Source organism: Arenibacter nanhaiticus (assembly GCF_900141935.1).
In the GTDB taxonomy this organism is placed as follows: domain Bacteria; phylum Bacteroidota; class Bacteroidia; order Flavobacteriales; family Flavobacteriaceae; genus Arenibacter; species Arenibacter nanhaiticus.
The window spans coordinates 22,639-44,064 of the sequence record NZ_FQYX01000015.1; the positions used below are offsets into that span (position 1 = coordinate 22,639).

Annotated in this window: 23 protein-coding genes; 11 read left to right on the forward strand and 12 right to left on the reverse strand. The window is 39.3% G+C overall.

The window, feature by feature from the left end:
• Positions 1 to 22: 22 nt before the first annotated feature.
• From BUA16_RS10320 to BUA16_RS10365, 11 genes are all read right to left on the reverse strand, one after another.
• On the reverse strand, positions 23 to 913 hold the full coding sequence (locus BUA16_RS10320; protein ID WP_072764673.1) for a tyrosine-type recombinase/integrase: 891 nt from the start codon (positions 911 to 913) through the stop codon (positions 23 to 25).
• A 1,001-nt stretch (positions 914 to 1,914) separates the two neighbouring features.
• Positions 1,915 to 2,109, reverse strand: a complete 195-nt coding sequence (gene rpsU / locus BUA16_RS10325; RefSeq protein WP_072764674.1) for a 30S ribosomal protein S21 — start codon at positions 2,107 to 2,109, stop codon at positions 1,915 to 1,917.
• A 68-nt stretch (positions 2,110 to 2,177) separates the two neighbouring features.
• On the reverse strand, positions 2,178 to 3,317 hold the full coding sequence (locus BUA16_RS10330) for an acyl-CoA dehydrogenase family protein (RefSeq protein WP_072764732.1): 1,140 nt from the start codon (positions 3,315 to 3,317) through the stop codon (positions 2,178 to 2,180).
• A 36-nt stretch (positions 3,318 to 3,353) separates the two neighbouring features.
• Complete coding sequence (locus BUA16_RS10335; protein ID WP_072764675.1) at positions 3,354 to 4,232, reverse strand: ComEA family DNA-binding protein; 879 nt, start codon at positions 4,230 to 4,232, stop codon at positions 3,354 to 3,356.
• A 3-nt stretch (positions 4,233 to 4,235) separates the two neighbouring features.
• Positions 4,236 to 4,391 carry a hypothetical protein gene (locus BUA16_RS18650; protein ID WP_178338870.1) on the reverse strand — a complete coding sequence of 52 codons (156 nt, stop codon included), beginning with the start codon at positions 4,389 to 4,391 and terminating at the stop codon, positions 4,236 to 4,238.
• Entirely contained in the window at positions 4,388 to 6,202 is a 1,815-nt protein-coding gene (locus tag BUA16_RS10340) for an SLC5/6 family protein (RefSeq protein ID WP_072764676.1), read from the reverse strand. The genes BUA16_RS18650 and BUA16_RS10340 overlap by 4 nt, the downstream gene beginning before the upstream one ends.
• A gap of 156 nt (positions 6,203 to 6,358) precedes the next feature.
• Positions 6,359 to 8,422, reverse strand: coding sequence for an amino acid carrier protein (locus BUA16_RS10345; RefSeq protein WP_072764733.1), 2,064 nt, complete (start codon positions 8,420 to 8,422; stop codon positions 6,359 to 6,361).
• Between the two features lie 94 nt (positions 8,423 to 8,516).
• Positions 8,517 to 9,521, reverse strand: coding sequence for a potassium channel family protein (locus BUA16_RS10350; RefSeq protein ID WP_072764677.1), 1,005 nt, complete (start codon positions 9,519 to 9,521; stop codon positions 8,517 to 8,519).
• Positions 9,522 to 9,523: 2 nt separating this feature from the next.
• Positions 9,524 to 9,751 (reverse strand): PspC family transcriptional regulator, encoded by a 228-nt coding sequence (locus tag BUA16_RS10355; protein WP_072764678.1) that lies wholly within the window; start codon positions 9,749 to 9,751, stop codon positions 9,524 to 9,526.
• Between the two features lie 9 nt (positions 9,752 to 9,760).
• On the reverse strand, positions 9,761 to 11,044 hold the full coding sequence (locus BUA16_RS10360; RefSeq protein WP_072764679.1) for a DUF2851 family protein: 1,284 nt from the start codon (positions 11,042 to 11,044) through the stop codon (positions 9,761 to 9,763).
• Between the two features lie 117 nt (positions 11,045 to 11,161).
• The gene (locus BUA16_RS10365; protein ID WP_072764734.1) at positions 11,162 to 11,473 is read right to left on the reverse strand and encodes a rhodanese-like domain-containing protein; all 312 of its coding nucleotides are present in this window, start codon (positions 11,471 to 11,473) and stop codon (positions 11,162 to 11,164) included.
• A gap of 211 nt (positions 11,474 to 11,684) precedes the next feature.
• On the opposite strand from BUA16_RS10365, the gene BUA16_RS10370 reads away from it, so the two are divergent.
• The 11 genes from BUA16_RS10370 (at position 11,685) to BUA16_RS18655 (ending at position 20,635) form a co-directional block, all read left to right on the forward strand.
• The gene (locus tag BUA16_RS10370; RefSeq protein WP_072764680.1) at positions 11,685 to 12,131 is read left to right on the forward strand and encodes a MarR family winged helix-turn-helix transcriptional regulator; all 447 of its coding nucleotides are present in this window, start codon (positions 11,685 to 11,687) and stop codon (positions 12,129 to 12,131) included.
• Positions 12,132 to 12,143: 12 nt separating this feature from the next.
• Positions 12,144 to 12,776 carry an NAD(P)H-dependent oxidoreductase gene (locus BUA16_RS10375; RefSeq protein ID WP_072764681.1) on the forward strand — a complete coding sequence of 211 codons (633 nt, stop codon included), beginning with the start codon at positions 12,144 to 12,146 and terminating at the stop codon, positions 12,774 to 12,776.
• Positions 12,777 to 12,808: 32 nt separating this feature from the next.
• Positions 12,809 to 13,387 (forward strand): YceI family protein, encoded by a 579-nt coding sequence (locus BUA16_RS10380; RefSeq protein WP_072764682.1) that lies wholly within the window; start codon positions 12,809 to 12,811, stop codon positions 13,385 to 13,387.
• 277 nt (positions 13,388 to 13,664) lie between these two features.
• Positions 13,665 to 15,062 (forward strand): anthranilate synthase component I family protein, encoded by a 1,398-nt coding sequence (locus BUA16_RS10385; RefSeq protein WP_072764683.1) that lies wholly within the window; start codon positions 13,665 to 13,667, stop codon positions 15,060 to 15,062.
• Positions 15,063 to 15,110: 48 nt separating this feature from the next.
• Entirely contained in the window at positions 15,111 to 15,725 is a 615-nt protein-coding gene (locus BUA16_RS10390) for an anthranilate synthase component II (RefSeq protein ID WP_072764684.1), read from the forward strand.
• Positions 15,726 to 15,844: 119 nt separating this feature from the next.
• Complete coding sequence (gene trpD, locus BUA16_RS10395; RefSeq protein WP_072764685.1) at positions 15,845 to 16,840, forward strand: anthranilate phosphoribosyltransferase; 996 nt, start codon at positions 15,845 to 15,847, stop codon at positions 16,838 to 16,840.
• 30 nt (positions 16,841 to 16,870) lie between these two features.
• Positions 16,871 to 17,653 (forward strand): indole-3-glycerol phosphate synthase TrpC, encoded by a 783-nt coding sequence (gene trpC, locus BUA16_RS10400; RefSeq protein ID WP_072764686.1) that lies wholly within the window; start codon positions 16,871 to 16,873, stop codon positions 17,651 to 17,653.
• Positions 17,653 to 18,273, forward strand: coding sequence for a phosphoribosylanthranilate isomerase (locus BUA16_RS10405; RefSeq protein ID WP_072764687.1), 621 nt, complete (start codon positions 17,653 to 17,655; stop codon positions 18,271 to 18,273). Before trpC ends, BUA16_RS10405 begins: the two co-directional genes overlap by 1 nt.
• Before the next feature lie 66 nt (positions 18,274 to 18,339).
• The gene (gene trpB / locus BUA16_RS10410; RefSeq protein WP_072764688.1) at positions 18,340 to 19,521 is read left to right on the forward strand and encodes a tryptophan synthase subunit beta; all 1,182 of its coding nucleotides are present in this window, start codon (positions 18,340 to 18,342) and stop codon (positions 19,519 to 19,521) included.
• A 69-nt stretch (positions 19,522 to 19,590) separates the two neighbouring features.
• A complete protein-coding gene (gene trpA / locus BUA16_RS10415; RefSeq protein WP_072764689.1) occupies positions 19,591 to 20,364 on the forward strand; it encodes a tryptophan synthase subunit alpha in 774 nt (257 codons plus the stop codon).
• A 127-nt stretch (positions 20,365 to 20,491) separates the two neighbouring features.
• Positions 20,492 to 20,635, forward strand: a complete 144-nt coding sequence (locus BUA16_RS18655; protein WP_178338871.1) for a hypothetical protein — start codon at positions 20,492 to 20,494, stop codon at positions 20,633 to 20,635.
• Between the two features lie 59 nt (positions 20,636 to 20,694).
• Here BUA16_RS18655 and BUA16_RS10425 read toward each other — a convergent pair whose 3' ends face one another.
• Entirely contained in the window at positions 20,695 to 21,426 is a 732-nt protein-coding gene (locus BUA16_RS10425; RefSeq protein WP_072764691.1) for a uracil-DNA glycosylase family protein, read from the reverse strand.

Here is a 21,426-nt window from a genome sequence, read left to right on the forward strand (position 1 = left end):
AATATAATTGTTCTCTCTAGCACTATTCCCTGCTCCTTGGATGAGCACTGGAATGCACCTTCTTTAATTCCGATATATTATTATGGGTATACACTTGCGTGGAAGCCAAACTCGCATGTCCCAATAATTCTTTTACAGCATTTAACTCAGCGCCGTTATTAAGCAAATGCGTTGCAAAAGTATGCCTTAAAACATGTGGGCTTTTTTTCACCTTAGAGGACACTAAACTAAAATACTTATTTATTATTCTATACACAAGGGTATCGTACATTTTATCTCCTTTATTGGTAAGAAAAACAAATTCCGCATCCACGATCAATGGCAATTTGGAACGCTCCACCAAGTACTCCAGAAACAATTTTTTGGTAATTTCCAAAATCGGAATCACCCGCTCTTTATTTCTCTTCCCTATCACCTTGATAGTATTGACCCCAAAATCTAGATTTTTTAAACTAAGACTCATCAGTTCCGCCCTCCTAATTCCGGTAACATAAAAAAGCTCAATAATCAACCTATCCCTTTTTCCTTCAAAAGTATCTTCGAAAGAAAGCTCAGAAAACACCCTCACCATTTCTGCTTCAGAAAATGGAATTTCAACTTTTTTATCAGTTTTTAAGGCCCTGTGTTTCGCCAAAGGATTCACATCGATCTCTCCTATCCCCAAAAGAAATTTATAGTACGCTTTTAAGGATGCTATTTTTCGGTTGACGGTTTTATTAGACACTCCCGAATCAACCAAAGCAACAATCCAATTTCTTATGATATTATATGATACGGTTGAGATATCTTCCAACTCCAGCTCGACCCTACAAAACCTCTTAAATTCTTCCAGATCCTTTTCGTAAGCTAGCAAGGTATGCGGAGAGTAGATTTTCTCCAGGGACAAATAAGTTATAAAGGAATCGATGGCCATATCGGAAGCTACAAGGTTGAATACAATGAATAGGTAACCTTATAAAATTAAGAAACAATATGCAGAAAACAGCACTTTTACTACAGTAATAATCAACAACTACAAATTAAACCATCTTTACAAAAAGAAGATTATACCCGGCCTATTCCCTAACTTTTTGAACCCCATCTTATTCTATTCAAAAACAGGACCTCTATTACCGATAAGAAAACAGCACATTCTATTAAAATAACAAGGAATACGATATTTAAAACCAAGCGATCCCAAACCCCGATAGGCCTTATCATAATAATTTGGGCGTTCCCTCCTTCGTCGGGCGGGCTGTTGGCTATATCCCTTGCGCTGCTGCGGGGATGCCGCCGCCATCCCTAACGCAGATTTCAACCAACCCCAACCCGCCAGCAATTAAGAAACAGGGAAAAGAAAACAGAGAAAAGAAAACCTCCTTATCTTTAATAATCAAATTAATGTCTAAAAACGGTCAACGCTAATCAGGGAAGTTCATCGAGAGCAATCGGTAAAAAGCCTGCAGTGATCCAAGAAAAAAACTCGTTATCTTTAATGATGAAATCAATATCCAAACCCTGTCAACACCAATCAAGGAAGCTCAAAACCCACTACCCTTAATAATAAAACTGACATCTAATAAAACAAGTCAACTTCAACCAAGGCAGCACAAATTATCAATTGCTCACTGATGTCGCGTTAGGGATTGCAGCGGCATCCTTTTTTAGCTGGCCTGGCCAGCTAAAAAAGATATAGCGGAAAGAGCGACCCGATAAGGGAACGCCCATACAACACAACACCTACCAACCTTAACACAATTCCGGACGCTACACCCAAGCTCGCAGCACGCCCATCTTATCCATTCCACCGACCCCACACAAAACCCAATGCCCAAATACAAAGACAGCAGCAACACCAAAAAGGCCCAAAAACAACAAGACCGTCCAAACTTACATTTAGACGGTCTTATTAATTATTTTAAGAAACTTTAAAATCTAGATTTCTTCTTGATCTCTTAGTCCTTGGATATAGGCAGCTTTTTGAATCTTAGCTCTATTAAGCACAGATGGCTTATTAAACTGCTGACGACTTCTTAACTGACGCATTGTACCTGTTTTGTCGAACTTACGCTTGAAACGCTTCAAAGCTCTATCGATATTCTCTCCTTCTTTTATTGGTATAATTAACATGGGCGATAACCTCCTCTCTTTTATGATTAAGGCTGCAAATATAAAGATTAATACTAGAAATCAAATAATTATTTTAAAATATTTCTTGCAATGACAATTTTCTGAATTTCGGTTGTCCCCTCTCCGATGGTACACAATTTAGAATCCCTATAAAACTTCTCTACAGGATAGTCTTTGGTATATCCATAGCCACCGTGAATCTGTACCGCTTCATTGGCAACTCTTACACAAACCTCGGAAGCGTACATTTTTGCCATAGCCCCTAATTTGGTTACATTGCGCCCTTCATTTTTCAAAAAGGCTGCCTTGTGCAACAACAATTCGGAAGCTTCTATTTCTGTTGCCATATCGGCCAATTTAAAGGAAATCGCCTGAAACTTGCTAATTGGCTTCCCAAATTGAACCCTTTCCTGGGAGTATTTTAAAGCGGCCTCATAGGCACCTTTGGCAATTCCCAAAGACAATGCCCCGATAGAGATCCTACCGCCGTCTAAAATTTTCATGGACTGTATAAAACCATCTCCTACTTCGCCTAATCGGTTAGCGTCGGGTACGCGACAGTTATCAAAAACCAATTCTGCCGTTTCACTGGCCCTCATCCCTAATTTATTCTCTTTTTTCCCACTGGTAAATCCTGGCGTACCCTTTTCTATGGCAAAAGCTGTCATACCATGACTATCGCCTTTCTCTCCAGTGCGGACAATTACAACTGCTATATCGCCACTTTTACCATGGGTTATAAAGTTTTTTGCCCCATTGATTACCCAAGAATCCCCATCCTTTACAGCGGTGGTACTCATACCGGCCGCATCGGAACCAGTATTGTGTTCGGTAAGGCCCCAGGCCCCTATCCATTCTGCCGTAGCCAACTTGGGGAGCCATTTCTTTTTCTGCGCTTCGTTCCCAAAAGACAGAATATGGTTGGTGCATAAAGAATTATGTGCAGCGATAGAAAGTCCTATTGAGGGATCTACGATGGAAATCTCCTCAATTACCTTAATATATTCGTGATACCCCAGATCGGACCCCCCTAACTCTTGAGGCACTAACACTCCCATAAAGCCCAATTCTCCTGCTTTTTTAAAAACTTCTACAGGAAAGGTTTGTGCTTCATCCCATTCCATAACATATGGTCTAATATATTGTTCTGCGAATTCTCTGGCAGAAGAAGCTACCATTTCCAAAGTTTCTGAATAATCAAAATTCATTTCCGCACCTGAGTTCAAGTTCATTGAATAAGTTTTTTATTTTAACGCCAAATATAATTGAATTACGGCTATTTTTTCGGTTGGAAAATTTTCTATTTTCGTTAATTCATCAAATGAATGAATTAAACTGTTCTCTTCCCTATAGCGTACAATTTCCTTCGCAAGGACTTTGTTAATGTACACTAATTTTGCTATATCGCTGGCCGTAGCACTGTTAATATTAATTTTTTGTACTTCTGGCACCTTTAGCACCTTATACTTTTCTAAGATTTTTTTCACCACTTCCTTCTCCAAACCATACACGTGATACAGTTGTTCTTCCGTTAAAAAACCACCCAATCTATCCCTAAACTTAACAATTCGTCGAGACAGCACCTCCCCTACTCCTTTTATAGACATAAGATCGTCCGGACTAGCTAAATTTATATCTTGATAAGTATAGACCGAAGCAATTACTTTTTTTTCTTTCTTATCTGGTTTGCCCCTTGACCCTTGTGTCCATTTAGGAAACTTAAAATAAGGAACCATCTCCTTTAATAAGGAATCCGAAATTAAGGTTAGCTCCTGAAAATCCTTGGCGGAGTTTACAAAGCCCCCCTTTTCCCTATAACGGTGCAATCTATCAATTTCAACAGGCGTCATCCCTAAGGCATACCCTTTATAATCTGTGATAAAATTAGGATTAAAAGGGAATGGCTTTAAAGTATCCTGAAGGGCAGCCTGTTTCTTTAGCTCTTCCAACTGCACCTGAATTTCATGATCTACCTGTACGCTGTGCTTGTCCCCTGGCACATAGTACGTCTTCGCAAAGAAATAAAGGAGCTGTATAAACACTATGATAAAAAGAAAAAAGAAAATCCCACTTCGTTCTTGTCTATTAAAACTGAAATGGGATTTACCTAGCTTCTTATTCAAAACCTACTCTTTTTGTCTGTTCTCTATATCGTCATTCTCATAATAGGAATCGGGCTCTTGTTTTGGCGGGGTAGTCAATACCCTATAAAAAAAATATCCCGCCAAAGATATCATGGTCCCTTGTGCCAATAACATTATTATTAAAGCTGATGAATTCATAATGTTTCCCTCCCTTCTTTTCTTCGTTTGTTGAATGCTAAATATACTAATAATGAAATAAATAAAAACAACACCATCAACATAACTCTACCGATGTTTTTATAAAATACGTCATTTACAAAAGATCCTGTAGCAATTTGCGCGCCAGGTTTTACTTGATCCCCTACCCTAACGGTCGTTTTCTGATCTTCCTCGAAACGGTACTCCTTATAATCTATAAACTTTTCTTCCAAGGATATTTGATTCTCCTTATCATATCGTTTACGTGTATTTTCGAAAGAAAACTTAATGTATTGCGGATTTACTTCCTCTACGGTTCCTAGGGCATTTCCGGACCTATCGAAATTTTCGGCATAATAAACCTCCGCAAAGGAATCCCTATTAAAGGTATCCTGATGTGTTATTTTATCGAGCATACTGGGCAAACTGGCCAAGAACACCCAACCTAGCAATACCGGGGTCACAAACTTTATGACATACTTGTATGCCAGCGGCACTCTAATATCGGCCCCTGCATTAATTTCTTCCCATCCTTTATTCATACCAAAAACCCACGAATAGGTAATCACTTCAAAAAACGCAAAGAATACCAAACTCACGGTACCGGCCCAATAATCGTAATCATCGAATACTCCTTTTTGGAAAAAGAACACTGTAGGCAGTCCCATAAACAGGGCTAAGGCCCCAAAAGACCAAGCTCCCTTCTTGGTAGTCCATCCAAACTCATCTCTCATAAACCCTAACCAAGGAGTCCCCATGGCCAAGGAACTGGTAATCCCTGAAAAGAACAAGAGACCAAACCACATAACTCCGCCTACAGCAGCCAATACAGGCCCCCATTGCTGAAACAAATAAGGCATTGTTTGAAAAGCCATTCCAAAACCGGCATTGTTAATTACCCAGTCCAACCCTAAATATCCGGCCGCAATTGGAATAACGATAGCACTACCCAATACCACTTCTACAAATCCGTTCATAAATCCGGCAGAAACCGAATTAAGAGCTATATCGTCCTTGCTTTTCACATAAGAGGCATAGCAATGGATGGTACCCATACCGACGGAGAGCGTAAAGAATATTTGACCTGCAGCCGCCAACCACACCTTCGGATTCAATAAAGAATCGTATTGCGGGGTCCATAAAAAATTAAGTCCATCCCAAGCGTTGGCATCAGGGAAAAGTGCCGAAGCCCCACTATCACCTAAGGTATACCCTCTTATCGCTAAAACAACGCCAAATAAAATTAATAACGGCATTCCTATTTTAGCTACTTTCTCTACCCCTTTGATCCCCTTTGACAAAATATAGGTATTAAAGGCAAGACAGAGGACATAAAAAACAATCGCTTCATATGGGATTCCCGTAGAACTACGGGTAACATCGACATAAGAGTTAAAAAATCCGGCCACTTCACCTTGGGACATCCCTTCAAAGGTCCCCCTTAGGGAATGGTACACATAGGACAAGGTCCACGATTCTATATAGGCATAATAGGCCACGATAGCCAAGTTGGTAAAAATCCCGAAGACCCCAATATATTTAAAGACCCTACCTTTAATCATAGTATCCAAAATATAAGGAGTACTATGGTTTCCAAACTTACCACCGTATCGCCCAGAAGACCATTCGATAAAAAGCAATGGGATTCCCATCAATAAGAAACATACTAGATATGGGATAATAAATGCTCCACCTCCATTTTCAACAGCTTGCACAGGAAATCGCAAAAAATTTCCTAAACCTACTGCATTACCCGCCATTGCCAATATGAGTCCCAAACGTGAGCCCCATGATTCTGCTGATTTTGCCATTCTTAAATTCTACTGATTATAACTTTTTAATAAAAGTTTCGCAAGATCGTAAAATTTGGATAGACAACACACAATAAAATAAGAATTCCGCCTATCAACGTTGCTTTTAACACAATGATAAGCGGAATTCCTTACATAATTCTTAACGAAAAACCTCTAAGCTTTTTGCTTTTTAAACAGCTTATTGGCTTTCAGTTTCGACCAATAATCTTCTAAGTCCACTTTTACTTCCCCGGACATAATATAGAGTCCGATTATATTAGGAAATGCCATGGCTAAAATCATCATATCCGAAAAATCCAACACGGCACCCAAGCTTACAGAAGCCCCTATAACAACAAAGACCAAGAACAACATTTTATATACAAACTCGGTTCTTTTACTTTTCCCAAAGAGGTAGGTCCAAGCTCTCATCCCGTAATACGACCACGAAATCATGGTAGAAAACGCAAACAAGAATACGGCTAATGCCAACACATATGGGAACCAAGAGATAACACTACCAAAGGCATCCGAAGTCAATTGTGCTCCTGCCAATCCGTCTACCTCGTGCATTCCTGTGAAGATCAGCACCAAGGCCGTTAGGGTACAAACCACAACCGTATCTATAAAAGGCTCTAACAAGGCAACAAACCCTTCCGATGGCGGGTGATTTGTTTTGGCGGTACTATGGGCAATAGCGGCCGATCCTACTCCTGCTTCATTGGAAAAGGCTGCTCGTTGAAACCCAACTATTAACACCCCTATCACACCACCTTTAATGGCGCTAGGACTAAAAGCACCGTCTACGATAGCAGAAAATGCAGGCCCTATATTTTCAATATTAATGATAATTACTGCCATGGCCGCTACAATATAAATAGAAGCCATTACCGGAACCACCCTTCCCGTAACCTGTGCGATACTATTGATTCCACCAATAATTACGACTCCTACAAGAATAGCTGTAATGATCCCAAACCAAAATCCGTTTCCTTCCAATGCCGGAAACTGGCCAGAAAGCTGTTCAAAGGATTGGTTTGCCTGAAACATATTCCCTCCTCCGAAGGAAGCTCCTACTGCCAAGACTGCAAATAAACCGGCTAGCACTTTACCCAATCCTTTTAAGTTTCTTTTTTCGAGCCCATATCGCAAGTAATTCATAGGTCCGCCAAACACCCTACCATCGGGAAGGATATCTCTATATTTAACCCCTAGGGTACACTCGACAAACTTAGAGGACATCCCTAATAATCCACAAACAATCATCCAAAAGGTTGCTCCGGCCCCTCCCAAGGAAACTGCAACCCCAACTCCGGCGATATTCCCGAGTCCAACGGTCCCCGACACTGCCGTTGCCAAAGCCTGAAAGTGAGTCACCTGTCCCGGTGCATCCGGGTCGTCGTATTTTCCTTTTGCCAACTCTAAAGCGTGTCCAAAGCCCCTTATATTTATAAAACCCATTCTTAAGGTAAAAAACAACGCCCCTACCACTAACCAAATAACGATAAAGGGAATAGCCTTTTCCTGAGGGTCTCCGTTAGGATGTGTTACAGCTACGGGTTCATCATAGGAAATAGCGGCCAAAAAATTGGCGCCTTGTTCGATAACATGTTCCATGTTTTCGGAATTATAAATAACACCACCTTCCTTGACCAAATATTGTAACCCACCATTAACCGGAGCCAAAATAGTCTCCTTAGCACCGCTTTTGTTTTCAATAATAGCGATAGGCTCTCCTTTTTTCACTTTACTTCCCTCTGGCCGCAACCATTCCTTAAGGGTGTACTTGTCTTCTACATCTGGTGTCCAATTAGGGATAGACACCCTTTTTACATCGGCATAGACCACAGGATCATATATCCCAATAGCTGCAAAAGGATCCCAAAACAGCACCGCCCCTAGAGCACTTACGGCAGGAGTCATAGCCCCATTGAATATTTCCGTGATCGCTTTGGCGGGCACCTTATAGGATTTGGTAAGTTGTGCGCCACTAGCATCTGAAATTAGGACTTCATAAGGCAAGCCTTCGACCAAATTTACCGATTCATTAGAATTAAGGGAGGTAGCCTGGTTGCTCCATTTATATTGGTAGGGAGGTGTGCCCCCCTCGACTTCAAGCTTTATGACTCCGTCATTAATCTTATTGGAAGGGTTTAAGATAGTTTCCTTGACTTTAAGCTCTTGTGCAAACAAGGTTATGGAAAAAAGCAAAAAAACGAAAGACATGTATTTCTTCATAATTAATTTTAAAGTTTTGTTGGTTTTATTTATAAATTTTAACAATATCACAATAATATAACTCCTAATCAAATATTAATCCTAAGGATAGCCATTAGATCTTAAACATTTCATTTAATTTTTTTATTTGTTCTGGTCTCCCAAGCACAATTACTTTCCCTTTTGGCTGTAGTTTTAAATCAGCCCCGGGGTTAATTATATAGTTGCCATCAGGCTCTACATAACCGATTATGGTACAGCCTGTCTTGCGTCTCAAATCTAGGTCGCGCAGGGAATTGTTTTCTATTTTGTCCGTAAAACTTTCTATGGCAACTTCCTCTAAGTTGGTGGTATCTTCCCCTTCGGTAGAAAGCTTGTCCATAAAGGTGATCAAATTAGGCATCACCACCAGGGAAGCCATATGATCGCCCCCTATTTTATCGGGCATAATTACCTTATCGGCCCCGGCCAAGATCAATTTATTTTGGGAAGAGGTCTGTGAAGCTCTACTGATGATAAACAACTTCTTATTTAATTGCCTAGAAGAGAGCACTACAAAAAGGTTGTCAGCATCTTCGGGCATAGCTGTAATTAGAAATTGAGCCCTTTTTATCCCGGCATCGATCAACACCTCATCCTCGTTCGCATCGCCTTCGATAAATAAAACTTCATTCTCGTTCTTTAGAATTACTTCTTTATCCCTTTCAATGACCACAAATGGTCTCTTATAAGCCCTTAGTTTTTCTGCCGCTTGATTCCCATTTCTTCCAAACCCACAAATGATCACATGATTGCTCAAACTATTAATAGTGTTTTTCACTTTTTTTTTCTTTAAAAGTTGTAGTGTGTTTTTACTTAGGATATACTCTGTTATTACCGAAATCGCGAAGGCAAAAATAAATACACTAGAAATGATTAGTAATACAGTAAAAAGTTTCGAAGAAACGTCCAAGGGCCTTACTTCGGAAAAACCAACCGTTGTGACCGTGATAATGGTCATATAAAAGGCATCTACCCATGTATAGCCGGAAAGAAACCTATACCCAAGAACACCGATCAATAAGACCAGCACTAATAATGTCAGTGCTAAATATATCTTGGAACGAAAAAGTTTTATCATATTTACAGATCAAAAACCGAGGTCCTTTTGGTATATATCAAATCTTTAATTTTTAACCAAAAAGCTATGAACAGGTACAAGGCAAATCCAAATCCCAAGGTTACAAAGGTCAGGTAGATAAAGGTAGTTCGGACTACTCTGGTACGCATCCCTAACCTTTCGGAAATTCTACGACACACCTCAAAACCGCGTTTCTGAAAATAATATAATAACTTATAAAAAACACTCATATTCAGTAATTAAGGTTTTCGGTTCATTAATTGATTGCCTACCGCACATTGCAGACATTTATTTTTTGTACAGTAATTATTATATAACTCTAATATTCCTTGACTCTCCTTAGCCGAAGGCACTGTTATTTGTAAGCCATGGAACTTTGAAATTATATGATTGCTTTCTGCTTTTATTCCTGTTATTATTCTGAGGATCTGATCATTTTCTTCCTGCCCCAAATACTTGGCATAGGACAGTTTTAGCGGCAAGATAGTATTGATTACCAATAAATCTATAAATCGCTTCGTAAGCCTTTTTGGACTCTTTTTGGACAGCTTTCCAAAAGTATAATGGTTCTCCCAGTACGCATTGGCCGACACATTAAAAATTGTATAAAACTCCTCTATATGGGAGGCGTTTATAATTTTTCTAAAAAGATTTTGGTGCTTCCCATACACCGCCGTCAGCTGTGACAGTCTAATAGTGGGAAAATTATGTGGCCTTAATTTAAAAAACTCGGCCTTCTGAAACGGCTCTTCCAAGATATTAAATTTTAGTCCTATATAATGGTATTCCTTTTTTAATAGTTCCAAGTACTCGTCTCCCTGAATTTCTTCAGACAACAATCCCGCCTTTCCCAACAAGAGAGCCTCTAGTTGCAAAGGGTTGTTCTGAATTTTCCTGATTATCGAAAAATCTAGTTCTTTTCCAATTCTAAAAAATATATCCCCATTTATTTTCAATCCAAAACTTTTGGCCAACAAGGCAAAAAATATAGCTTCCCAATCATTCTTAGATTGTTCTAGAAGCCCCATTACCTGCAAGGATTTTTGTTCTAGTCTCTCAAAATACAATCGTTCTATCCAATGGTCAAAAACAAAGGTTTCTATTTGGGCAATTGCCTTTTCGCAATTGATAAATCCATTCCCCTTATTGTGAAACAGTTTTTGATAAGCCGCTAGAATACTAGGCGAAATATAATCCTTCAGCACCAGGGTGGGAATCTCGGTGTTATTGTTACTGAACACAGCTATATCATCTTCCCAGACCACATGTAAAATTACATTGTTATAATTATCGTCTACTTCATGATGGTGTGCGTACCAGTCTGAAGATTTTACGTGTATCTCTACAGTACCAGCCCAAAGCTGTCCGCCTATTTCAATTTTTGCATTGAAAAAATCGGGACCGGATAGCATATTATGGAGGCCGACATCCACAATGGAAACCTCTTCATTTTTGGAGGTATACAATTCCTCTAAAGGAAGTTTTTTATATTTCCATATAAAATGCAAAAGGTCTTCGCGCATAATCCAAATTAAGGAAAAAAATTATACAAGATACATTTTCCTGGAAATTAAGATTATTTGATCGACTAAAAATAAAAAGAGGCTGCCTTATGGGGCAACCTCTATATATTTTAAAAACTACTCTACTACTTCTCCCTGCCAGTTCATAAAACCACCTTCTAAGTTAAAGGCGTTTTCAAAACCTAATTGGTTCATTAAAGCACATGCCTGACCGCTTCGGTTACCAGACCTGCAATACACATAATAGTTTTTGGTCTTATCCAATTTCTCTAATTCGTCAATAAATGTTTGTCCTAAATAAATATCGATATGGATAGAATTCGGAATATATCCTTCCTCTACTTCCTCCTGGGTCCTAACATCCAATATCAATGCATTATTGTCGCTCTCTAATTGCGAACTCCACTCTTCTTGGGATAAATCTGCCATTACTTTTTTTAATTTAAAGGTCAAATTTAAGTTTTTCCAAAACTACATCCAATATTTAAGCGATAAATCAAAGCACTCTTTTAATTTACTGTTAAGACTTGGTAAAACAATAGTTACCACCGTTTATTCATAAATAATTGTTAAATACACAAAAGCCCCCCTACAATCCATTTATTCGCTATACATTTGTATATACAACTATTGTATCGACATGAATGTAGAACAAATAATAAAAACAGAAAAACAACTTCCTTTGGAGGGCAGGACACTTATTCATATAAGTCTAGTTCAGAATAAGATCAATGAAGTTATGATAAATAGTTTAAAACCACATGATGTTTCGCCCCAACAATTTAATGTCCTTAGGATATTAAGAGGCCAAAAAGGGAATCCGGCGAACTTATCTACCCTAAACGAACGTATGGTGACCAAAATGAGCAACACTACAAGATTGGTCGATAAGTTGATCACAAAGGGTTTTGTCAATCGTACTGTATGTGAATCGAACAGACGGAAGATAGAAATAAACATTACCCCAGAAGGGCTAGAGGCCTTGTCCGAAATGGATGTTGCCATAAAGGCCGCGGAAAAAGAATTGTTAAAAAACTTCACAAACGAAGACCTAGTTTTATTAAACAACTTTTTAGACAAATTTTAAACCAACAATATAATGAGTAATTACATAGACAATTTAAACTGGCGTTATGCCACCAAAAAATTCGATATTTCTAAAAAAGTGTCTTTTGAGGATTTAGAATTATTGACCCAGGCAATAACTTTAAGTCCGTCTTCTTATGGATTGCAGCCATACAAGGTTCTGATTATAGAAGACCAAGACCTTAGAAAGAAATTACAGCCGGCGGCTTGGGGACAATCTCAGATTACTGATGCTTCTCATTTAATTGTTCTTGCGAACCTAACAAATTTTGGAGAAGAACTTGTAGATGACCACTTGAACAATGTTAGCGAAACCCGTGGGATTCCGTCCGAAAACCTAGAAGGCTATGCGACTTTTATGAAGTCTAAAGTAGTAACCATGTCCGATGAAGACAAGGCTACATGGACCGCAAAGCAGGCCTATATTGCCTTAGGAAACTTACTTTCTGCCGCAGCAGATTTAAAAATAGACGCCTGTCCCATGGAGGGTTTCGATGCTAGTGAGTTCAACGATATTTTGGGATTAAGCTCCAAAAATCTAAACACAGCAGTTATAGCAACTATTGGCTACCGCTCTGAGGAAGACGAGACCCAACATTATAAAAAAGTACGAAAATCAAAAGAAAATTTAATTACCTTACTATAAACCTTAACACAAATAAATTAAAAATCAGAATTATGAAAAAAAGTATCTTAAGCTTAGTATTAGCCGTTGTAACAGGTTTCACAGCAACAGCAGCAACACCGATAGACGGCGTTAAAAAAGAAGTTAAAACCGCTGAGAGCACTGTAACTTGGAAAGGATACAAAGTCACCGGATCTCATTATGGTACCGTAGCCTTGAAAAAAGGTGCTTTGGTTTTTGATGGCGACAAACTTACCGGAGGTGAATTCGTAGTAGATATGACTACTTTAATAGCTACCGACTTGGAAGGTGAGTATAGAACTAAATTGGAAGGTCACTTAAAATCTGATGATTTCTTTGGTGTTGCGAACAACCCTACTTCTAAACTTATCTTTAAAAAAGTAAAAGCTAGTGGAAAAAACTCCTATAAAGTTACTGGAGATTTAACCATTAAAGGAATTACCAAGCCTGTAACTTTCGATATCTCTGTTTACGGAAACAAAGCTACTGCAAGCTTAAAAGTAGACCGTTCTTTGTACAACGTACAATATGGTTCTGGAAGTTTCTTTGATAACCTAGGAGACAAAACAATTTATGACGAATTTGATTTGGTTGTAGATTTAGCTTTCTAAGACCATCTTATATATGAATGTTTTAAACCTCACTTTTGTGAGGTTTTTTATTTAATTACATAACATTGATTTGTAATTAAGAAATTCATCCTTATATTTGACGCAATGAAGAACAGAATATCAAATACTTGGTGGTGGACTAACTTACGGCAAACATCGTGAGCAAAGCATCATTGTAGTTAAACTATAGAAAAAGGCTTGTCATCACGACAAGCCTTTTTTCGTTTTAAAAATAAAATCACAGAGCAACAGCAATAACATCGAATAAAACCAACACATGAAGTACCCATTACATTCTCATCACAAAAAAATCCTTGCAGACACCATTACCCCTGTAAGTGTATATCTTAAAATAAGGGACAGATTCCCCAATAGTATTCTATTGGAAAGTAGCGATTACCATGCTAATGACAATAGTTTTTCATACATCTGCTGTAACCCCATTGCTTCTATTAGGGTAGAAAACGAATTGGTAATACAACAGTTCCCCGACGGCAGGTCTGAAGAGATCCGCATAGACAAGGACACCAATATTCCAAGGATACTGCACGATTTCAGTCGAAAATTTGAAGCGGACACCAACGATTTTAAATTTATCAACAATGGTTTGTTCGGGTATATGTCCTATAACGCGGTGCGATATTATGAAGACCTAGAAATTTCAAAAAAACCGGATTCTTTGGAGATCCCGGATATCTATTATGCGGTTTATCAAAATATCATCGCCATCAACCACTTTAAGAACGAGGCTTATATTTTTGCCCATTGCTATAAATCGGAAAATAATATTTCTGAAATACAACAAATCTTAAGTGCCAAAACCTTCGCTTCCTATAATTTCTCTAAAGAAGGCCTTCCTGTATCTAACTTAAAAGACGAGGAGTTTATAGCCCAAGTAGCAATGGCAAAAAAACACTGTCAACGCGGCGATGTTTTTCAATTGGTACTCTCCAGAAGGTTTTCCCAAGATTTTAAGGGAGACGAATTTAATGTGTATAGGGCCTTGCGCTCCATAAACCCTTCTCCTTATTTGTTTTATTTCGACTATGGCGATTTCAAAATTTTCGGAAGTTCCCCAGAAGCCCAATTGATCGTAAAGGAAGGCAAGGCCGAGATTCACCCCATAGCAGGTACCTTTAAAAGAACCGGTAATGATGAGCAGGATGCAGAACTTGCCAAACAATTACGGGCCGATGACAAGGAAAATAGCGAGCATGTTATGTTGGTAGATCTGGCCAGGAACGACCTCAGTAGAAATGGCAGCGAGGTAGCCGTGGAAAAATATAGGGAGGTACAATTTTTCTCGCATGTTATTCACTTGGTTTCAAAAGTTTCCGGGAAAATCAAAAAAGAAATCTCGACCATGAAAGTCGTAGCAGATACCTTCCCTGCCGGAACATTAAGTGGTGCCCCGAAACATATGGCCATGCAATTGATAGAGAAATACGAAAAAACCAGTAGAGGTTATTATGGTGGAGCCATTGGTTTTATGGATTTTAACGGCAATTTTAATCACGCTATCATGATCCGTACTTTCTTGAGCAAGAACCATCAGCTGCATTACCAGGCCGGCGCTGGTTTGGTTGCTGCTTCTAACCCTGCCGATGAATTACAGGAAACCTATAACAAACTGGGCGCTTTAACCAAAGCCTTAGAAATAGCAGAGACCCTATAATCCGATCATACATTATTGGCGGAACTATAAAACACAGAGATAAAAAACATGAACAACAACATACATTCCGAATCTAATCCCTCTTCCTCAAAGCCATCAGCATTGGAAGTTTTAGTTATAGACAACTACGATAGTTTTACCTATAACCTTGTACATTACCTAGAAGATTTAGGTTGTGTGGTAACGGTAAAAAGAAACGATCAATTACGCCTTGAAGAAGTAGACGCTTTTGATAAAATTGTTCTTTCTCCAGGCCCAGGTATTCCGGACGAAGCTGGACTATTAAAGGAAATTATTGCTACCTACGCTCCGACCAAAAGCATTTTTGGCGTTTGTCTAGGTCAGCAGGCCATTGCGGAGGTCTTCGGTGGCTCACTCATAAACATAGACCAAGTATACCACGGTATTGCTACCAGTATAAATATTATTAAAGATGATGTTCTATTTAAAGGAATGCCCAAGGAAATTGAAGTTGGCCGTTATCATTCTTGGGTAGTTCACCCCGAATTGCCCGATGTTTTGGAAGCCACTTCCTTGGATGAAAACGGACAGGTAATGTCTTTACGCCACAAATTATATGATGTGTGTGCCGTACAATTTCATCCAGAATCCGTGCTAACCCCAAAAGGAAAGGACATGCTTAAGAATTGGCTCGAAAAGTAACAATCGGACTTTAAAGATCTAACAGGACTAGTACACCTATTAGTATCCCATTAAAAAATAGCGAACCGGGGACTGACATTTATAATCATCAGCACCGTTTGCATAAAAAAGGAATTAGAATGAAAGATATATTAAACAGGCTAATCAATCACGATGTTCTTCCTAAGGAGGTAGCCAAGGAAGTTTTGGTCAATATTGCAAAAGGAGATTACAACACGAGTCAGATTGCGGCTTTTTTAACCGTATATATGATGCGTAGCGTTACTATTGAAGAACTAGAAGGTTTTAGAGATGCTTTATTGGAGTTGTGTTTGGCGGTCGATTTATCGGCTTACAACCCCATAGATCTCTGTGGTACCGGTGGCGACGGCAAGGATACTTTTAACATCTCTACACTCGCCAGTTTTGTAACTGCCGGGGCCGATGTTAAAGTAAGCAAGCATGGTAATTACGGGGTATCTTCTTCTTGTGGAAGTAGTAATGTTATGGAGTACCTGGGGGTTAAATTTAGCAATGACCCTGGTTTTTTAGAAAAATGCATCGATAAGGCTGGGATATGTGTTTTACATGCACCTTTGTTTCACCCTGCCATGAAAAATGTAGCACCTATTCGCCGAGAACTAGGGGTAAAAACCTTCTTCAATATGTTGGGGCCTATGGTAAATCCGGCTTTCCCAAAAAACCAGACCGTAGGGGTGTTTAATTTAGAATTGGCCAGAATGTACGGGTATCTATATCGAAAGACCGATATAAAATTTACGGTATTACATGCCTTGGACGGTTATGATGAAATATCGTTGACCGGAGATACCAAAACCATCACCAATCATAGTGAGAGAATGTTAAAACCTTCCGATTTTGGGGTGCCAACCATCTCCCAAAACGATATTACAGGAGGCGGAAGCATCGAAAAATCGGCACAAATATTCCTTAAGGTGCTTGAAGGAAAAGGTACAGAAGCTCAAAACAATGTTGTCTGTGCCAATGCAGGGATGGCTATTGCTACAGTAAAAGGCTTGAGTCCATTACAAGGTTTTGAACAGGCGATGGAATCCTTACAGAGCGGTAAAGGACTGGCATCTCTCAAAAAATTACAGGCATTAAGCGCACTATAAATTTAAACACTACCCCTCAAGGTTAAAAAAATGAATATACTCGATAAAATAGTCATTGACAAACGCAAGGAAGTAGCCTTAAAAAAATCTATCATTCCTATTTCACAATTGGAAAATTCCGTGCTTTTTGATCGTCCTACCGTTTCCTTGGCACAAGCCCTAAGAAACAGCAGCAGCGGTATCATTGCAGAACACAAGCGCAGGTCGCCCTCTAAAGCTGTCATCAACCAAAACAGCAGTGTGAGCGAGGTAGCCGTAGGCTACGAGCATGCCGGGGTATGCGGCATGTCGGTATTAACCGATGGTAAGTACTTTGGAGGTTCTTTGGACGATTTGCTTCTTGCACGAGCATCGGTACAACTCCCTCTTCTTAGAAAAGAATTTATTATAGACGAATATCAGATCATAGAAGCAAAGGCTTATGGGGCCGATGTAATTTTACTGATAGCCGCAATTCTGAGCAGGGAAGAAATAAAAGCCTATTCAGAATTGGCCAAGCAATTGCAGCTCGACGTATTGTTAGAGGTGCATAATGAGGAGGAACTTTACAAGTCTATTATGCCTAGCATAGATATGTTAGGGGTAAATAATAGAAACTTAAAGACCTTTGAGCTTAGTTTAGAAACCAGCAAAACACTTTCTCGGTTAATCCCCAACGATTTTGTAAGGGTTTCCGAAAGCGGCATTAGCAATATAGCCGCCATTAAAGAATTACAACCTTATGGGTACCAAGGCTTTTTGATTGGGGAGAATTTTATGAAAACCGATGCTCCTGGACAAAGTGCTACTGACTTTATAAATAAATTAAAGTGATGAAACTCAAAGTATGCGGAATGAAATACCATGATAATATGTTGGCTGTCGCAAATTTACAGCCCGATTACATGGGGTATATATTTTGGGAACCTTCTTCCCGTTATTTTAATGGCAGCATGCCGAAGATCCCTGACAATATTAAAAAAGTAGGTGTTTTTGTCGACGCCTCCCTTGCCGATATTAGAAAAACTATTGCAACCTATGACCTACAGGCAGTACAGTTGCACGGGAAAGAATCGCCAGATTTTTGTAAAGCTTTAAGCGCTACAGCCCTGGGGATCGAAATCATAAAGGTATTTTCTATTAAAGACGATTTCGATTTTCAAATGTTAACTCCCTACGAAAAGGTATGCGATTACTTTTTATTCGATACCAAGGGGAAACTTCCTGGGGGAAACGGTTATACTTTTAGCTGGGAGGTATTACAAGACTACCCTTCGACCAAACCTTACTTTTTAAGTGGTGGTATTGGACTAGAAGAAGCCGACAAGGTGGCCGATTTCCTAAACCGGCCTGAATCTGAATATTGCTACGCCATTGACGTAAACAGCAAATTCGAAATTAAACCTGGCGAAAAGGACATAGCCCTTTTAAAAGCATTTAAGCAAAAAATATAAAAAAGACCTCCCTGCTTTGGCCATCGTTATTGGCTAATAAAGTATAGGGATAAAACACTTTAAAGAATGAATTATAACGTAGACGAGAAAGGATATTACGGTGAATTTGGCGGAGCCTTTATTCCCGAAATGTTGTACCCCAATGTAGAGAACCTCAGACAGCAGTATTTAAAGGTTATGGCAGACCCTACATTTATAGCTGAATTTGACCAACTATTAAAAGATTATGTAGGCAGGCCTTCTCCCCTATATTTTGCCAAACGCCTTTCGGAAAAATACAACACCAAAATATACTTAAAACGCGAAGACCTTAACCATACTGGGGCTCATAAGGTAAACAATACCATTGGGCAGATATTAATGGCCAAACGTTTAGGCAAGACCAGAATTATTGCAGAGACCGGCGCCGGGCAGCACGGTGTGGCCACCGCTACGGTTTGTGCCCTTATGGGAATGGCATGTATCGTGTATATGGGTGAAATTGATATTGCCCGCCAAGCCCCCAATGTTGCTCGAATGAAAATGTTGGGGGCCGAAGTACGGCCTGCACTTTCTGGGAGCAGGACCCTAAAGGATGCGACCAATGAAGCCATTCGCGATTGGATCAATAATCCGGTAGACACCCATTACATTATAGGTTCTGCCATTGGCCCGCACCCCTACCCCGATATGGTGACCAGGTTTCAGTCGATTATCTCCGAAGAAATAAAATGGCAGTTAAAAGAAAAGGAAGGCAAGGAAAATCCGCATTACGTGGTAGCCTGTATTGGTGGTGGTAGTAATGCTGCCGGTACCTTCTATCATTTTTTACACGAAAAGGAAGTTGGCATCATTGCAGTTGAAGCGGCCGGAAAAGGTGTTGATACTGGAGAAAGTGCCGCCACATCGGTATTGGGCAAAGAAGGAATTATCCACGGTTGTAAAACCCTATTAATGCAGACTCAAGATGGTCAAATCACGGAACCTTATTCTATTTCTGCTGGCTTAGACTATCCTGGAGTTGGCCCAATGCATGCCCATTTGTACAAAACAGGACGGGCAGAATTTATTGCAGTAACCGATGATCAGGCGATGCAGGCCGGAATGCAACTCTCCAAATTAGAAGGAATTATTCCAGCCATAGAATCATCGCACGCCTTTGCTGTTTTAGAAACAAAAAATTTTAAACCAGATGATGTGGTCGTTATAAACCTATCGGGTCGTGGCGATAAAGATTTAGGAACCTATATCGATTATTTTAAACTATAGATTGGAAGGATAAACAGGGAAATAAGCTTATTTCTTTGATTATCCCCCAACGATACTATATCCAAAAAGATGAACAGAATAAATCAAAAATTACAAGAGGACAAAAAATTATTGTCTATATATTTTACTGCTGGATACCCTGCTTTAAACGATACCGTAAAAATCATTCAAGATCTCGAAAAAAACGGGGTCGATATGATAGAGATAGGATTGCCCTTTAGCGACCCTTTGGCCGATGGCCCAACCATACAGGCCAGTTCTACCCAAGCCTTAACAAACGGAATGACTACCGCTATTTTATTCGAACAGCTTAAAGACATCCGAAAATCGGTTCGTATTCCTTTGATCATCATGGGGTATTTTAATCCTGTTTTTCAATACGGCGTAGAAGCCTTCTGTAAAAAATGTCAGGAAATTGGGATAGACGGACTTATTTTACCCGATTTGCCATTAGATGTATATCAGGACCAATACCAGGATATTTTCAAAAAATACGGCCTTGCCAATATCTTTCTAATAACCCCACAGACCAGTGACGAGCGTATTCTAAAAATAGATGCTGCCTCGGACGGATTTATTTATATGGTCAGTTCTGCCAGCGTTACCGGATCACAGGATGGTTTTGGAAACACTCAAGAACGGTATTTCCAAAGAATTGCCGATATGCAATTAAAAAACCCTCAGATTATCGGGTTTGGAATCAGTGATGCCGAAACTTTTCAACAAGCAACCAAAACATCCCAAGGGGCTATTATAGGTTCGGCTTTTGTCAAGCATCTCACCAACCAAGGTGTAGAAAAGATTCCAGATTTTATAGAGGGAATTCTAACGGTCAAACAATAAGGGCTTCTATTGAAGTTTGCTGCTACTTACCTTATTTAACATTCTCTAACAAAGGTTTTAAAGATCATTAACCGAAATATTGACTGTTTTTTTTTACGTTATAGATGAACCTAAAAACATAAAATATATGGGAATAATAAGAGAAAACAGGAAATTTAAAAGAAAAGTAACACAAGAGAATCCTACAAACCCTACTGGTAAGACTAACATTGAAACCAATAAAATAAATTTCGATGAAGACACCATAAAAAAACAACAGAACAAAAAATAGGGAGTACCATTATAGATAGAAGGTCTATTTTCAAAGGGTGCAAGCTTGCTCTTCATAATTTAGAAAAAGGCCTTGTACTGCAACGCCCGGAAATCGATTGTATTGAGTTCCGGGTGTTGTTTTTTCATTTCCTTATACGCCTTTAAACTCCCCACTGCCCTATTGGCCGCTCCGGACGGAGCTATCAAGGACACGGTTTTAATTTGCCTCGTATTAATTTCTGTTAAAGGGTAAACCAATGGTTGTCGCTTCCTAGGACTCCCGGTATCCCAGGCATTTGTAATTGGCAAGTCGAATTCATGGATACGGGGAACATTATTAGACAATAATCTTAATCGCAATCCATGTTCTTTTAAATGTCTTCTAAAGAAATATTCAGGTCCATTTTTACTATTCCCCCCAGTAAATAAAAGGGTATTTACATTGGGATATTTTCGGAGGTACCCCAATAAATTCCGCAATTGGATGTTTTCCATACCAACATCAGAGGAACCCATCTTAGTTCTTTCTGCGCTTGCTACAATATCACAGATTCCAATTTTACGTTGCCTCAAAAAATCGATCCTTTGTTGAACCGCTTCCTCAGTTGTTTCAAACTTTAAATTCAGCTTAAAAATCCCATTTAATATAGGCCATAATTGCCCGTCCCTACTTCCGTAACAAAAATCGACATCGCCTTCCTTTAAATCGCCGATGGTAAACCTTGGTGGCGGTAGTGTACCTACAATTAATTTAGTCGCCTCTTTAAATAAAAAAGGTTCATATGGATGGGTATGTAAAAAAGGAACCAT